Raw genomic sequence first — 13491 nt, 5'->3', positions numbered from 1 at the left:
ACGTAACCCTGACTTCGTAGTGAAAGAGCTCGCTGCGAACATCGCCGATCAGGCGCATCAGTTCGCCGGCCTCGTCGAGGAGACGACCCTCCGCGTCGAGCTCTCGAATCCGCTCGGCCAGGGCTCTGAGAAGAGCCTCGAGGTTCCGAGCGCGTCCATCGTCGTACGTCTGTTCCTGCTCCATAGGCACCAGCTCAACGAAAATCGCCGAGGTACAAATTACGGTCGTGACCGTCAACGAAAGATGCTATGATGGTACCCAGGTTGCGCAAGGAACGAGCACACATCAGAGGTGAACCATAGACGCTGACCTGCTGCGCATTCCCGTAGGCCCTGGCTCGATGCACGTCGAGCGCTACGGGCACGGCGGTGCGCCCATTCTGCTGGTACACGGCTTCGGCACGTGCAGTTTCCTTTGGCGAAACGTCGGACCCGTCATGGCCATGGCGAACCGAACGGCATTCGCCATCGACCTGTTCGGCTACGGCGAATCCGACCGTCCGTTCGACGCGCAGTACGGCATCGCGGCGCAGTCGGATTATCTCGATCGTGCGCTCACCGCATTGCGCCTTACCAAGGCCACGGTCGTCGGCATCGACCTCGGCGGCGCGATCGCCATGCACCTCGCGTTCAATCGTCCCGAGCGCGTCGAGCGCCTCGTGCTCGTAAACGCGCTCGCGTTCGACGACATCCCTGCCGACGACATCAAGCAGTTGCAGCGCAACACGGCGCGCTTCGCGCTGCGTGTGTCACGCGGCGTGCTTGGCGCGGCGCCGCTCATGCGCGAGCTGCTGGAGCGGAGCGTCGCCGACCCCGCGGCAATGCCAGACGGGCTCGTCGCGCGATATCTCGCGCCCTATGTGGGGCAGGACGGATTGAATCACCTGCTGGGGCTCGCCCGCGCTGTGGACGACGAGGATATGGCCGAGGTCGAGCTCGGGCAGATCGATCGCCCATCGCTGATCGTCTGGGGCGATCAGGATCCGTTCGTCGGGCCCAAGCTGGGTGAGAAGCTGGCCGACACCATTCCGGCGAGCCGACTGGTGCGTTTACCGGGAACCGGGCGCCTCGTGCCCGAGGAAGCGCCAGAGACGCTGGCCAACATGATTCTCGAATTCGTCGGCGCCGCAGGCATGGTCAGAAGCGAGTGACGGAACGGGTCCTGCGCTGGCTCCGAATGCACTCGTTCTGCAACGTTTTGGCAGGGGCCAAACGTATAGAAGAAACCAGGGTGATCCGTTAAGTTTCCGAGTCTCCCTCACGCCAACCCCCCAGACATGGCCAAACAGAAGAACCGAACGATGAAAGCGCCCGCGATCACCTCGCCGTTCGAGGAAGCTCGCGACGAGTTGTTTCAGCACATTATGCGGTGTGGTGTCGTCGGATCGGACCCGGAGCATCAGCAGGAATGGTTTTCCGAAACGATGACGTACATGACGGATCGCTATCCCGAGCTAGGCGCTGAGCAGATCGGCGAGCTTCGTAAGCTTGGTGAGCGTTTCGCTCAACCGCCAAAGAAGCGCGACGACACGGCGGCAGCCTAACATCGCTGGTAAATAAATTCACGCCTCCTCTCTGGAGGCGTTTTCGTTGACGGCGCCTTGGCGAGGTTGATCTACCGCCAGGCGCCGCGCGACGTCCGCAGCACGACGCCCACGCGCGTGCCGCCACCAAACCCGACTTGCAATGCTGGCGTGATCCCACGTCGCAGTCGGCCCTCGATATCGACCACCGCGGTGAGATACGGTCGCACGCGGCTGTCGCCACTCGCGTACGGAACGCTCACACCTCCGCCGAGCGACACGCCGATCGGAACCTCGCGATATGGGTCGAGCAAGAAGCGTCCAATCACATCGACGCGACCGCTCGCATGCGTGCCACCGTCGCGGAACGTCACGCCGCCAGCGCCGTCAATGCTGGTTCGCACATAGACGCCCGCCGGTACTACGACGCCAGCGCCGGCTTCCACCGCCGCGCCACGCCCCACGATTGCATCGGCGCGATACTCGGCATAGGTGGGGATCTTTTGCTGGGCCAGCGCGGCTGTGGGAGCGCACACCACCGCGAGGAACGCTGCGAACGCCAATCGTGCCGTCACCGAACGCGAGCCCGCCAGAGCGCGAGCGTGTAGTCCGCGACGGAGATCAGCGACGTGATTCCCACGAGCCATATGCCCGTCGTGCCCCACTGCGGAAAGCGAATCAGCGCGATGAATGTTGCAAACTGCAAACCCGTGACGAGCTTGCCCGAATAGCGCGCCTTGAACTCCACCGGCCGGAGCCACGGAATCATCTTCGCGACGAAAAATCCGATCGCCGTCATGATGTCGCGCGAGATCATGACGAAAAATGCTGGAAGCGATAGCACTCCCGTGAACAGGAATGTCAAAACCGCGGTGAGCGCAAAAATACGATCGGCGATTGGATCGATGAGCGCGCCCCACTTTGACGTGAGCTTGGCGCGCCGCGCGATCCATCCGTCGAGCATATCGGTGAGAGCTGCCAGCCCGGCCATCCAGAGGCGCGCATTGGCATCCGGCGCCATGACGAAGCCCGCGGCCAATAACACACGTGAAGACGAAATGATGTTCGGGAGAGCGCGAAGCGTCACGCGCACGGCCATGCTCAAACCTAGGTGGGCTCGTGAATGCTTGCCAGCGCGGAACGGCTCCGGTAGCTTCGCCAAACACCCGCAAGAACGAGGCACGGCATGGCCGAAGTTACCGATCTGCTCGAAAAGGTCGCGATCTTCAGAGACCTGGACAGCGATGAGCTCCGCCAGGTGGCCGACGTGTGCAAGGAAGAACGATTCAAGTCCGGCGAATACATTTTTCGCGAAGGCGAGAGCGGCAACCGCCTCTACCTCATCGTCGAGGGTGAGGTGCGCATCAGCCGCGAAGTGCCCGGTAGTGGAGAGGAAGCACTGGCTGTCCTCAAGGCCGGTGCGTTGTTCGGCGAAATGGCAGTCTTCGACCGAACGGAGCGCTCCACCGACGCCATCTCCAACGGCGGCACGACGGTTCTCACCATCAGCCGCCCCGATTTCGAGATGCTGCTCGATTTCAACCGCGAGATGGCGTACAAGGTGCTCTGGTCATGTGTTCGACTACTGTCGTCGCGCCTTCGATCGACCAATGATTCGCTGAGATCGTTCCTCGCGATGTCGATGTTTTGACGCGAGACCGGCAATACCACGCTTGGACAAATCGCATAGCCACCTCACGGCGGAGTTCACCGGCGTTCCTGCCGAGCACCTTCGCGACTCCGCGCTCCTCGGCGGGCTTCTGATCGCCGCGGCGAGTGCCGGCGGGTTCAGCCCGCTCGGCGTGCCTGTCGTGCGGACGCTGGTCAGCGGTGGTGTATCGGCCATGCTCCTGCTCGACGGCGCGCATCTGGTCATCCACTCGATTCCCGACCGGCAGGCTCTGCTGTTCGACGTGGTCGCACCGACGTCGCACGACTTTCGCAAAGTGGTGGATGTCTTCGCCCGGCGACTGTCGGCGCGCGACATCAAGAGCGACACCCGCAACCGCGGATGACAAATCTTTTCGCGCCAGCGCACCTGGTGCTGACCGTCGTCATTCTGATTTGGGACATCGTACTGGCGGGGCGCATTGCGCAAAACCGCCAGTCGTCGCCGGCGTTCCAGGCGGTGTCAGGACTCGCCGCGCTGCTCGTGCTCCCTGGCCTTCTGTTCACGCTCGCGACGTCTACCGTCATGACCGGTCGAGCAGTCGCAATGATGGATTGGCTGTGGCCCGTGGTACTCGTGCTGTTCGCAATTCAGTCGACGTACGCCGTTGTTCGCCGCCTTGTGAATTGGGCGTGGGGTTTCCCGATCGCGATCTATAACATTCTGATCGCCACGATCGGCGTTACGCGGTACATGGTGGCGCACGGGCAAACGCCGGCCGATCCGCTCGTCGCGCTGCTTGCCGCTCAGAGTATTGGCATGGTGTTCATTACCAATACAGCCAACGTTCTGGCGACGCCGTTCTATCTCAACATGCCAATGGTCTCGCCGGCGTTTCCGGCGATCCGCACGAGCACCGTCGCATTTCGCGCGTTCATGTCGGTCGTCGCGGTGGTCTGGTCGGTGGCAATCATCGCGATTGGCGGACCGCGCGCGGTCGTTCAATTACGCAACTACGAAGTTCACCGGCGCGATCAATTGCGCGAGCGGCCCGACGCGGATTTCGCGGTCGGCGTGAAGATTCTTCCCGACGTTCGCACTCCACCGCCACCGCCGGCCATTCGAAGCGACTCCGCGCTCGTCGACACACTGTCGGTTGATGCGGTGAGCGTGGTCGTGGTACCGGGCGCAAGCCGTGCCGCAATCGACTCCCTTGCCCGCGTGATCGATCCCGCCCGGCGCGACAGCACGACACTCATCGTCGCCCTCGGCTACCGCGGAAAGCTCATGCCGGAGTTCGGACGCTCGCCGCTCGACGAGACGGTGCGGCTTGCAACGCTCCGGCAGGTAATTCAGCGATTGCATCCGGACATCGTGCTGCCCGCGGAAGATCCGTACACGGCGGGTGCGCGTATCGTCGGCACGCTGCAGCCCGATCGCTGGGAAGCCTACCTCACCAGCGCGGCGCGGCTCGCAAAAAGCCTCGATAAGAATGTTCGCATTGGCGTCGCGGCGTCATCATACACGCGGAACGACAGCGTGTTGTATGCGTGGGCGTCGTCGCCAAAATCGCCAATCGACGTCGTTGGCTTCTCGCTCTTTCCTTCGCCGTACGTCGGCGGCGGAATTCAGGCCGACACCCGCACCGCCGACCGGTGGCTGCGCGCCACGCCACCGCGCAAGGAGCATTGGATCTTCGCGACAGGCGGTTATCCGCTCGCGTTCGGCGAACGCAGCCAGGAAAATGCCGTGTGGGAAGTGATGGCGTGGGCGACGGACCATCCTTTCATCAAAGGCATGATCGTTTACGAAGCGGGCGACTATGGTCAGGCGCGCGGTCTTCGTGCTCCCGACGGACGATATCGCGCCGTCACACGCCGGCTGATGACCGGCATTCAGCAGATTCGCGAATCCGCGAGATAGAAACGAGATCTCAGAAACACGACGGCCCGCCGAGCAATGCTCGACGGGCCGTCTTTCGTTCCGAACGAAACGCTGAACTGATTACGCGTTGCGATCGATGCAACCGGTGAACAGCGGGTTGCTCTTCTCGGCGTCAGGTACCGGGGCGTTGACGTCGACCGAGTAATTGTCGCCCTTGTGGAACGCGCCCGTCGGGAAGACATGGTCCTGCGTGCGACCATACTGACGGACCAGACGACGAAGATCGCTCAACCGCTGGCCACGACCAAACTGCCAGAACGCTTTCTCGCGGAAGAACAGATCGATGGCCGCATCCTTCGTAGTCGGCGTGGCGAGAGCCGGCATTGCCGTCGGAGTGATCGGACCAACGTTCGGCGGGCTCGCCCGCAGCGCGTTGAGGATGCTCGTCATGCCGGCGTAGTCGGCCGCCTGCAGCTTGGCTTCCGCTTCGATGAGTCGCGCATCGAGGCCGGACACCATGACAATTGCCTGCGTGCGCTGCGTCCACGGACCGCCAACCCACGCCGTCGCCTTGTCGATGCCGAGCGTCTTGACGTTGTCCGATGATCCGCCACTGATCGGCACGCGAGGATCCTTCGCCGAAGCGAACGGAATCGCGTTGCCAATCTGGTTCACCTTACCGGCGATGATGTCGAAGCTGTCGCCGACGGTGTAGCGCGCCGAGCTCTGCGAAGCATTGAGCGTCCAAATCTCATTGCTCTGCGTGGCCTGCGAGAACGTCATCGCGTACTGGAAGCTTGTCGGAACCGCCGACGCCGGAACGAGCGCTGCGGCGGCCGAGAATTGACCGAGATCGACCAGCGTCATTGCCTTTGCAACGAGCGCCGACTGTCTTGCGCGCGACGCAACGGAGTCGGTTCCACCGGAGAGCGTGATCGCCGAATCCAGGTGCGTCATGGCAAGCGCGAAACCCGCCGCATTGGTGATGCCTGGCTGGTACTGCGGAACGCCATTCACCGTGATCCCGTACGGAACGCCGTTGCAGAAGATCTGCGACAGCTGCATCTCGGCGAAGCCGATGACGAACCACATCTCGGCCTGCTCGCCGGGCTGGTTCGCGACGCTCTTGGCGAGCGGGGCGAGCGCATCGCGTGCGTAGCCACGTGCGCGCTGGATCTGCGTGTATGCCGGGCCCCAGACGCTGTTGTTGGTCTGAATGCTCCGCTGGTCGGTCTCGTTGCGCTGGAGGAACGTGTCGCTCGACTTCCATTCATCGGTCAGGAGGTCGGCCAACATCCACGCATTCTCGGTGTTCACCGTACCGCCCGTGAATGCCTGCTGCAGACCACCGATGGCGCCGATGCGGAGCGCCTCAGCGCCGGCTGCGCCGGCGCTGGCGACGTCGCCCGGGGTGAGCGTACCTGGCTGCTGCGGAGACAGCAGCTCCTGCTTGACATCGCATCCGCCGAGGAGCGCCGCACCAGCCACCAGCCCGGCCGCCCGTCGCACTCGTGAGTGAATATTAATCATGGAATGAGAATCCTTGAACGGCTCAGTAGTGGAGGTTGAGGCGGACGGTGTAGTAGCGCGGCGGCGACGTCGTCGCAAAATCCGACTGCGTGTCGCCATTGCCAGCGTAGTTCGCCTCGGGATCGGCGCCTGTGTAACCGCTCCAGAGCTTCAGGTTGCGCGCTGCGAAGGTGAGGCTGATGTCGCGAGCACGCGCTCGCGTCGCGAACGACTGCGGGAGCGTGACCGTTCCCGACACTTCGCGCAAACGCCAGAACTGCGAGTTCTCGAGGAAGCCGCCGGTCGACGTGACCTTGGTGCCGTTGATCACCGTGCCCTGGTTCTCAGCCACAACGCGCGCCTGACGTGCGAGCGACGCATTCGGATTCGAAACGTCGTAGCACGGATTCGGCGTCTGCTGGCACTGGAACTGAAGCGTGCTGTTGAAGACGTTCGAGCCGCCCTTGTAGTCGATCAGCGTGTTGATGTGAAGCTTGCGGCTGAACAGGTCGAAGCCGTTCTGGAACGACACGAGGTCGCGTGGCAACGAATAGCCACGATACACGACAGCGGAGCTGACCGTGACTTCCGACGGCGAAATCTTGCCGTCGCCGTTCGCGTCGCTGTAGGTGTACGGCGCGTAGAAGTACGCGTTGACCGGAAGTCCGACCGAGTCACGCGAACCACCCGTGCCGATCGTCGGGTTGGGCTTGCCCTGGCCATCGACGCCGAGCGATACGATGCGGTTGCTGTTGTGCGAGCCGGTGATCGTCATGTCCCAACCGAGATACTTCCGGTCGAGAATCGTCGTCGTCACCTGGAGCTCGAGACCGGAGTTCTGTACCGAGCCAAGGTTGCGAAGAACGGTGGTGCCAGCGAAGGCGCCGCCGGCTGCGCCTGACGATCCGGCGAGCGGCTGGCTGATGAGCGCATCGTGCGTGGTTCTGTTGTAGTACGTGAATTCAACGTTCACGCGGTTGTCGAGCACCTTGGCGTCAAAGCCGGTCTCGATCTCCGCCGACTTTTCAGGACGCAGATCGGGGTTGCCGAGCGCATTGGCGCGGAGACCTGGGCGATCGATGTTCGCGGCGTTCACGGTGGTCGTCGCGACAGTCTGGAGCGACGACGTCGCACCCGGCTGCACACCTGCGGCACCGTACGCGAAGCGCGGACGAAGCTGATTCAACCAGCTGATTCGCGGGAAGAAGCTTTCGTCCGACAGAATCCACGATGCCTGGATTTTCGGGTAGAACACACGCTGGAAGTTCGTGCCGAACGCGCTGTTCTGGTCGGTACGGACCGCGCCCGTGATGAAGAGACGATCGCGCAAGCTCGCCTGCTCCTGCACGAACAAGCCAAGCGTCTTCGTCGCCGTCATGAGCTGGTTGCTGCCCAAACGCGTCGCAGCTGCGCCAACCGTCTGCGCGCCCGGCGGCAGGTTCGTGCCACTCGATGACGTGAAGTCCGACTCGACGTTCGTGTAATCGGCGCCAACCGTCGTGCGCAGGCTGGCCCAGCTCTTCGCGGCCCACGTTGCGTTGCTCGTCGCCTTCGCCGAGAAGTTGCGGTTCTGCGACGTCTGGTCGCCAACCGAACCCTGACGCAGCGTGCCCTGATCGGGGCATTCATTGTAGCGGCAGATGAACGGATCCTGACGCGCGGCGAGATCGATGCCGACCGTGGCATCGTTCGTTAGCCACGAGAGCGGACGCCAGTTGGCCTGAACGCTGCCCAACGTACGCTGCACGTCTTCTTCGGTGTACACCTGCATGATGTCGCCGTAGTTGTACCCGTTGTTGCCGTACAGATTCTCACCGCGGGTACCAACGCCGGTCACGCCCAGTCCCGCGCCCTGGAAACCGGGGCTCATCATCGACTGGTAGTAGATCGAGAAGAAGTTGTTGTCGACTTCCGGCAAGCGCTGGTTCGTCTTGACGAAACCACCGTTGAACGTGAGGTCGAACGTCGGGCTCAACGTCATCGCCATATTCGCGCGGATCGACTGGCGCTGAAGCCCTTCGGGATGAATCCACTCATCGCGAACCGGAATGCCCTGAGACTGGAAGAAGTTGATGTCGTGGTCCGGCATCTTTACCGGGCCAAGCTCGTTCTCCAGATCTCCGCTCACGAAGTAGCGCACTGCTTCGCTACCACCGGACACCTGCAAGCCGTACTGGTTGCGGTTGCCGTTGGCGAGCGGCGTGAGGCCAGGCGTGGCGAGCACGTTCAACGACGTCACGCTGTCGAGCGTGCAGGTCTGGTTGATCGTGTAGTTCAAGCAGCGGACCGTCGTACCCGCGGCGTTGTGTCCCCACTCGGCGTACGCGGTGGGATAGCTGTTTTTGTCCTGCACCAAGCCGCCCTCACCGAACCACGACCAGCGCGCGTTGCCGGCGCGACCCTTTTTGGTCGTGACGACGATGACGCCGTTCGCCGCGTCGGTTCCGTACAGCGTTGCCGCCGACGGCCCCTTCACGATCTCGACGTCCTCGATCTCTTCGGGATTGAGGCCATTGAGCATCGACGTCGACGTACCGCCAACGCCAACGTTGATCGCGGACGCATTGAAGCGAACGCCATCGACGACCCAGATCGGGTTGTTGGTGAGCGAGAGGGAGCTGATGCCGCGGATGTGAATCTGGCCCGCGCTACCCGTCATGTTGCCCGGCAGAATGTTGAGGCCAGGCGCCTTGGCGACGAGCAGGTCGCTCATGTTCGTGACGACCGACGTTTCGACGCGCTTGTTCACGTCGCCGAGCGTCGAGATCGCGTTTCCGAGTTCGACGCGGCGTTGGTCGCCCGTCGCTGTCGTGACGATGTCGGGAAGAATGACGACCGCTGGGGTCATCGTGAAGTCCAGCGTCGTGGATCCGCCAGCCGTCGTGGTGACGGACTTCTTCTGCTCCTGAAATCCGACGCGAATGACGCGGATCTCGATCACACCAGCGGGAACGCCGCGAATCGTATAGCGGCCTTCCTGATTCGTCGCCGCACCAACGGTGCTCCCGACGACCATCACGCGCACGTCAGTGAGTGCCTCCGACGTGCCGGCCGCCACGACGCGTCCCGTCACGGACGCCTGTTGTGCCTGCGCTAGCGCCGGCATCGACAGGGCGGCGAGCACCGCGAGCGTGCGCCATGCACGCCCGACATCCCGCACAGCAATCAGTCCCATTTGCAATGTCTCAAAAAAGAGGTTTAGCCGATGAAGTCATCGATCCGCATCGCCGTACATCGGCGGTCGCGGAGCCGGCCTGGCGCGTGGTGGGGTTGGTTTTTCTTAACACGTGTCAGTTAACTGAACGCGCGCGCTGACAAACCCCGAACACAGTGCGTGGGGTCACATCAGATCGGTTGACCGGAGTGACGAAACTAATTCGACGAGGAAGCGTTTCGTTCAGCGCGAGTGATGAACCGTCCGCCCACGAACATGACACGGCACTTCTCAGTGTCATCGTCGTGGAAAGCGCTCTATTAATGGTCTGATATAGTTTTCTTTGTACACGAGACACTTCCATTTCTCATAACACGAAGGGGTAAGCAGACGCTCCGTGTGGCTCGTGATTCACCGCGATTCGCTGAAGACGACATGGCGAACGAACACCTCGCTGACAGCTGTTAGCGCGCGCGAACGATCGCCACGGGCGAGTCGCAGCGCGGTGAAATGTTCTGGACGCACCTCGCTCCATCTCCGCTCGCACCAAAAGCGGGATGACGGCCTTGGCACCGTTGTGTCGTTGGAAGCGGCCGACGACGACGAATTCTTGAAAACCATCTACCAGGGACGCGCCACTGCAGCGCCAGAATCGGCGCTACAGCGTTCACGTCGGCGGAGTCGACGGCGACGCGCGGATGCCGAATCCGAGATCGTCGCCTATTGAGCTAACAGCCTGGCCGCGGTCGAAACGTTAGTCCTCTCTCAGAGCAACGATCGGATCGACGCGCGCCGCACGCGACGCCGGTACGAGACTCGCGAGCAGCGCGACACCAACCAGCACCGCGACGACAACCGCATAGGTGAGTGGATCCGTCGCGGTAATGCCGTAGAGCAGCGTGCGCATCAGCCGCGTGACCGCGATCGCACCAACTATCCCCGCGCCAGCGCCCGCGAGCACCGGCATCAACGAATCGTTCAGCACCATTCCGAGAACGCGTTGACGTGGTGCGCCGAGCGCCATGCGTACACCGATCTCGCGCGTTCGTCGTGCGACGGAGTACGCCAGCACCCCGTAAATCCCCATCGCCGCGAGCAGCAGTCCAAGCACCGCGAAACCACCGAGAAGAACGACCGTGAAGCGGCGATCGCCCACGGAGCGATCTCGGATGGCCGTCAGCGGCTCCACGACGGTGAGGACGTTCGCATCGACCGAGCGAAGCGCGGTGCGCGCGACTTGGCCAATCGACGACGGCGGCACGCTCGCTCGCAGAACGAACACACCGAACTTTGCACGCTCGGGGCGCTGACGATACGGCACGAAGTGCTGTGGACCAGCGGGCTTCGAAAGATCGCTGCTGCGAACATCGCCCACGACGCCAACGATCGTCATCAACTGCGCACGATGGCGATCCATTCCCAGCTCCTCGACCTGTTTGCCGAGCGGATTCTCTCCGGGAAAGAACTTCTTCGCCATCGCCTGATTGATGATCGTCACGTGCTGCGACGTCGAATCGTCGGCGTCGGTGATCATGCGGCCCGATACCAGCGGAATGCGCATCGCGTCGAAGTAGTTCGGACTGACGATGCGATAGTCTGAGTACATGACCGAAACGTCGGGCCGTCCCGCGATACGCACGCCACCGCCAAAGCCACCGCGAGAGAGCGGTACGATGTTCATGTAGCCCGCGCGTTCGACGCCGGGAATTGCGCTCAACGACGCCAGCGCCTGCGTGTAGTACTGCGAGATACGATCGCCTGTCGCGTATCGCGCCTCGGGCAACGACACGTTGACCGCCAGCACACCGTCTGCATCGAATCCCGCGTTCTCGCCGAGCAGCGTGCGGAAACTGCGCGTGAGCAGGCCCGCCGCAACGAGAAGCAGTACGGCAAACGCTACCTCCGTTGCGACGAGTGTACGACGCATGCCACTTCGCCCAACGGCGCTTCCGCGGCCACCTGCCGTCATGCCGGCGCGAAGATCGGCGCGACCAACTTGGATCGCGGGCAACAGGCCGATCAAAATTCCGGTTGCAACCGACAGTCCCGCCGCGAACACCAGAACACTCGCGTCCAGTCCGATCGTTCCGGAGCGCGGCAGCGCGTGTGGATTGAGCGCAAGAATCACCTGGACGAGCCAGTGTGCCAGCACTACGCCCAGCGCGCCTCCACACAGTGCGACCAGCGCGTTCTCCGTGAGGAGCTGTCGGGCGAGTCGGCCGCGGCCGGCACCGAGTACCGTGCGAATTGCCAGTTCGCGCGCGCGACCAGCACCGCGCGCGAGGTTCGCACTGGCGAGATTCACGCATCCAACGAGGAGTACGGCGAGTACCGCGAGAAGCAACAAACGCAGATACGTGCGAACCGGCCCAACCAACGAGTCGCGAAATCCGATGACTTCCGCGCCAACAGCATCGTTATGCGTTGGATATACTTTCTTTAAACGCTCGGCGATTCCCTGCAGCTCGGCCTCAGCGCCTGCGACGCTCACGCCCGACACAAGCCGACCGATCGTCTCATCGTTGTGACCGTCGCGACCCGCGTTGACGTTTTGCGGCTCGAGCGGAATCCAGATCTGTCCGTCCTCCGGATACCCCACGAAGTCTCGCGGCATGACGCCAACGATCCGGTATCGTCCGCCCCACGTCTCCAACCGAATTGACTCGAGCTCGTCGCGCGCGCCGAGCTGATCGCGCCAGAACGAGTAACTCACCAGCGCCGCTGCTTCGCCGCCCGGCGCACTCTCGTTCTCGAGAAATGCTCGGCCGCGGAAAGGCGTGCCGCCTAGAAGCCGGAAGTAGTCGTGCGATACGGCATACACCTGCGCGTGCATCGGCTCGGCGAGGCCGAGCACCGATGATTCACCCCCGCGGTACGCGGTCATGAATTCGACGCGCCGCGACTGCGTGCGCCAATCAGTGAAGTTTGCCGCCGCAACGCTACTCGTGAACGCGCGGCCCTCGTATAGTGCGCGTTCATGCAACATCACGAGCCGATCGGCGTGCGGGTACGGAAGCCCTTTGAGCAATACTCCGTTCACCACGCTGAACATTGCCGTCGTGGCGCCGATACCCAGCGCAAGCGTCAGCACCGCGACGACGGTGAACGTCGGAGTTCGCGACAGCGAACGTACCGCGAACCGCAGATCGCGGAGCGCATCGTCGGCAAAATTTGCAGCCGACAGTCCGCGTGCTTCGCGGACGCTGTCGGTCACGCGGGCGCCAACGCCGAAGTCGCTTTCCGCTTTGGCGCGTGCGCGTCCGGGAGACATTCCTTCCTTGACGAACGCCGCGGTTTGCATCTCGACATGAAAGCGGAGTTCGTCGTCGACGTCGTCGTCGAGCCGGCGGCCGCGTACGAGATCACGCATGCGACGGAAGACCTGGCGGGGAGTCAGCATGGCAATGCCTCAGACGGCGCGTAGGAGAAGTTGAACCGCCGTGGCGTATCGCTGCCACGTCCGCGTTTCGACGGTGAGCTGCTTACGGCCAGTCGTGGTGAGCGTGTAGAACTTTGCGCGTCGATTGTTTTCCGACGTGCCCCATTCGGCGGCGAGCCACCCTTGATCTTCGAGCCGGTGGAGCGCCGGATACAGCGCCCCTTGATTCACCTCGAGCACACCGCGCGTGATCTGTTGAATGCGCTGGCTGATGCCCCAACCATGCATCGGTTCGAGCGACACGGCTTTGAGGATCATGAGGTCGACCGTGCCTTGGAGCAGCTCGTTGGGGTCCGCCATGGTTCTCCCTGTCAGGTGGTGACAGGAGCGTGCACACGGCCCTGTCAGCTGTCAACAGGAGATCAGACACTCG

At 62.8% G+C, this 13491-nt stretch carries 12 protein-coding genes; 6 read left to right on the top strand and 6 right to left on the bottom strand.

Annotation, left to right across the window (positions count from 1 at the left end; all coding sequences use genetic code 11):
• Positions 1-19 precede the first annotated feature (19 nt).
• The 3 genes from AC6H4Z_RS04985 (at position 20) to AC6H4Z_RS04975 (ending at position 1544) form a co-directional block, all read left to right on the top strand.
• Positions 20-253 (top strand): hypothetical protein, encoded by a 234-nt coding sequence (locus AC6H4Z_RS04985; protein WP_497545632.1) that lies wholly within the window; start codon positions 20-22, stop codon positions 251-253.
• Between the two features lie 88 nt (positions 254-341).
• Positions 342-1151: an alpha/beta fold hydrolase gene (locus AC6H4Z_RS04980; RefSeq protein WP_497545631.1), complete on the top strand. Its 810-nt coding sequence runs from the start codon at positions 342-344 to the stop codon at positions 1149-1151.
• A gap of 126 nt (positions 1152-1277) precedes the next feature.
• Positions 1278-1544, top strand: a complete 267-nt coding sequence (locus AC6H4Z_RS04975; RefSeq protein WP_497545630.1) for a hypothetical protein — start codon at positions 1278-1280, stop codon at positions 1542-1544.
• A gap of 71 nt (positions 1545-1615) precedes the next feature.
• Here AC6H4Z_RS04975 and AC6H4Z_RS04970 read toward each other — a convergent pair whose 3' ends face one another.
• Together AC6H4Z_RS04970 and AC6H4Z_RS04965 are read right to left on the bottom strand one after the other, a co-directional pair.
• Positions 1616-2098, bottom strand: coding sequence for a hypothetical protein (locus AC6H4Z_RS04970; RefSeq protein ID WP_497545629.1), 483 nt, complete (start codon positions 2096-2098; stop codon positions 1616-1618).
• Positions 2095-2622, bottom strand: a complete 528-nt coding sequence (locus AC6H4Z_RS04965) for a CDP-alcohol phosphatidyltransferase family protein (protein ID WP_497545628.1) — start codon at positions 2620-2622, stop codon at positions 2095-2097. Before AC6H4Z_RS04965 ends, AC6H4Z_RS04970 begins: the two co-directional genes overlap by 4 nt.
• Positions 2623-2709: 87 nt before the next feature.
• On the opposite strand from AC6H4Z_RS04965, the gene AC6H4Z_RS04960 reads away from it, so the two are divergent.
• Genes AC6H4Z_RS04960 through AC6H4Z_RS04950 form a run of 3 tightly spaced genes read left to right on the top strand, consistent with a single transcriptional unit; the run spans position 2710 to position 5055 of the window.
• Positions 2710-3174: a cyclic nucleotide-binding domain-containing protein gene (locus tag AC6H4Z_RS04960; protein ID WP_497545627.1), complete on the top strand. Its 465-nt coding sequence runs from the start codon at positions 2710-2712 to the stop codon at positions 3172-3174.
• A 22-nt stretch (positions 3175-3196) separates the two neighbouring features.
• Positions 3197-3538, top strand: coding sequence for an S-adenosylmethionine decarboxylase family protein (locus AC6H4Z_RS04955; protein WP_497545626.1), 342 nt, complete (start codon positions 3197-3199; stop codon positions 3536-3538).
• Entirely contained in the window at positions 3535-5055 is a 1521-nt protein-coding gene (locus AC6H4Z_RS04950; protein ID WP_497545625.1) for a hypothetical protein, read from the top strand. The genes AC6H4Z_RS04955 and AC6H4Z_RS04950 overlap by 4 nt, the downstream gene beginning before the upstream one ends.
• Positions 5056-5136: 81 nt before the next feature.
• On the opposite strand, the gene AC6H4Z_RS04945 is transcribed toward AC6H4Z_RS04950, so the two are convergent.
• From AC6H4Z_RS04945 to AC6H4Z_RS04930, 4 genes are all read right to left on the bottom strand, one after another.
• Positions 5137-6546, bottom strand: a complete 1410-nt coding sequence (locus AC6H4Z_RS04945) for a hypothetical protein (RefSeq protein WP_497545624.1) — start codon at positions 6544-6546, stop codon at positions 5137-5139.
• Positions 6547-6568: 22 nt separating this feature from the next.
• Positions 6569-9700, bottom strand: a complete 3132-nt coding sequence (locus AC6H4Z_RS04940; protein WP_497545623.1) for a SusC/RagA family TonB-linked outer membrane protein — start codon at positions 9698-9700, stop codon at positions 6569-6571.
• A gap of 733 nt (positions 9701-10433) precedes the next feature.
• Positions 10434-13079, bottom strand: a complete 2646-nt coding sequence (locus tag AC6H4Z_RS04935; RefSeq protein WP_497545622.1) for an ABC transporter permease — start codon at positions 13077-13079, stop codon at positions 10434-10436.
• 9 nt (positions 13080-13088) lie between these two features.
• The gene (locus tag AC6H4Z_RS04930; RefSeq protein WP_497545621.1) at positions 13089-13418 is read right to left on the bottom strand and encodes a PadR family transcriptional regulator; all 330 of its coding nucleotides are present in this window, start codon (positions 13416-13418) and stop codon (positions 13089-13091) included.
• Positions 13419-13491: the final 73 nt, after the last annotated feature.

Source organism: Leucogemmata humicola (genome assembly GCF_055379415.1).
This window is presented reverse-complemented; position numbering and strand designations above follow the sequence as displayed.

Coding starts and splice junctions, on each gene's coding strand:
- AC6H4Z_RS04945 (WP_497545624.1), bottom strand. CDS start 6,546: ATGATTAATATTCACTCACGAGTGCGACGGGCGGCCGGGCTGGTGGCT.
- AC6H4Z_RS04960 (WP_497545627.1), top strand. CDS start 2,710: ATGGCCGAAGTTACCGATCTGCTCGAAAAGGTCGCGATCTTCAGAGAC.
- AC6H4Z_RS04930 (WP_497545621.1), bottom strand. CDS start 13,418: ATGGCGGACCCCAACGAGCTGCTCCAAGGCACGGTCGACCTCATGATC.
- AC6H4Z_RS04950 (WP_497545625.1), top strand. CDS start 3,535: ATGACAAATCTTTTCGCGCCAGCGCACCTGGTGCTGACCGTCGTCATT.
- AC6H4Z_RS04935 (WP_497545622.1), bottom strand. CDS start 13,079: ATGCTGACTCCCCGCCAGGTCTTCCGTCGCATGCGTGATCTCGTACGC.
- AC6H4Z_RS04965 (WP_497545628.1), bottom strand. CDS start 2,622: ATGGCCGTGCGCGTGACGCTTCGCGCTCTCCCGAACATCATTTCGTCT.
- AC6H4Z_RS04940 (WP_497545623.1), bottom strand. CDS start 9,700: ATGGGACTGATTGCTGTGCGGGATGTCGGGCGTGCATGGCGCACGCTC.
- AC6H4Z_RS04980 (WP_497545631.1), top strand. CDS start 342: ATGCACGTCGAGCGCTACGGGCACGGCGGTGCGCCCATTCTGCTGGTA.
- AC6H4Z_RS04975 (WP_497545630.1), top strand. CDS start 1,278: ATGGCCAAACAGAAGAACCGAACGATGAAAGCGCCCGCGATCACCTCG.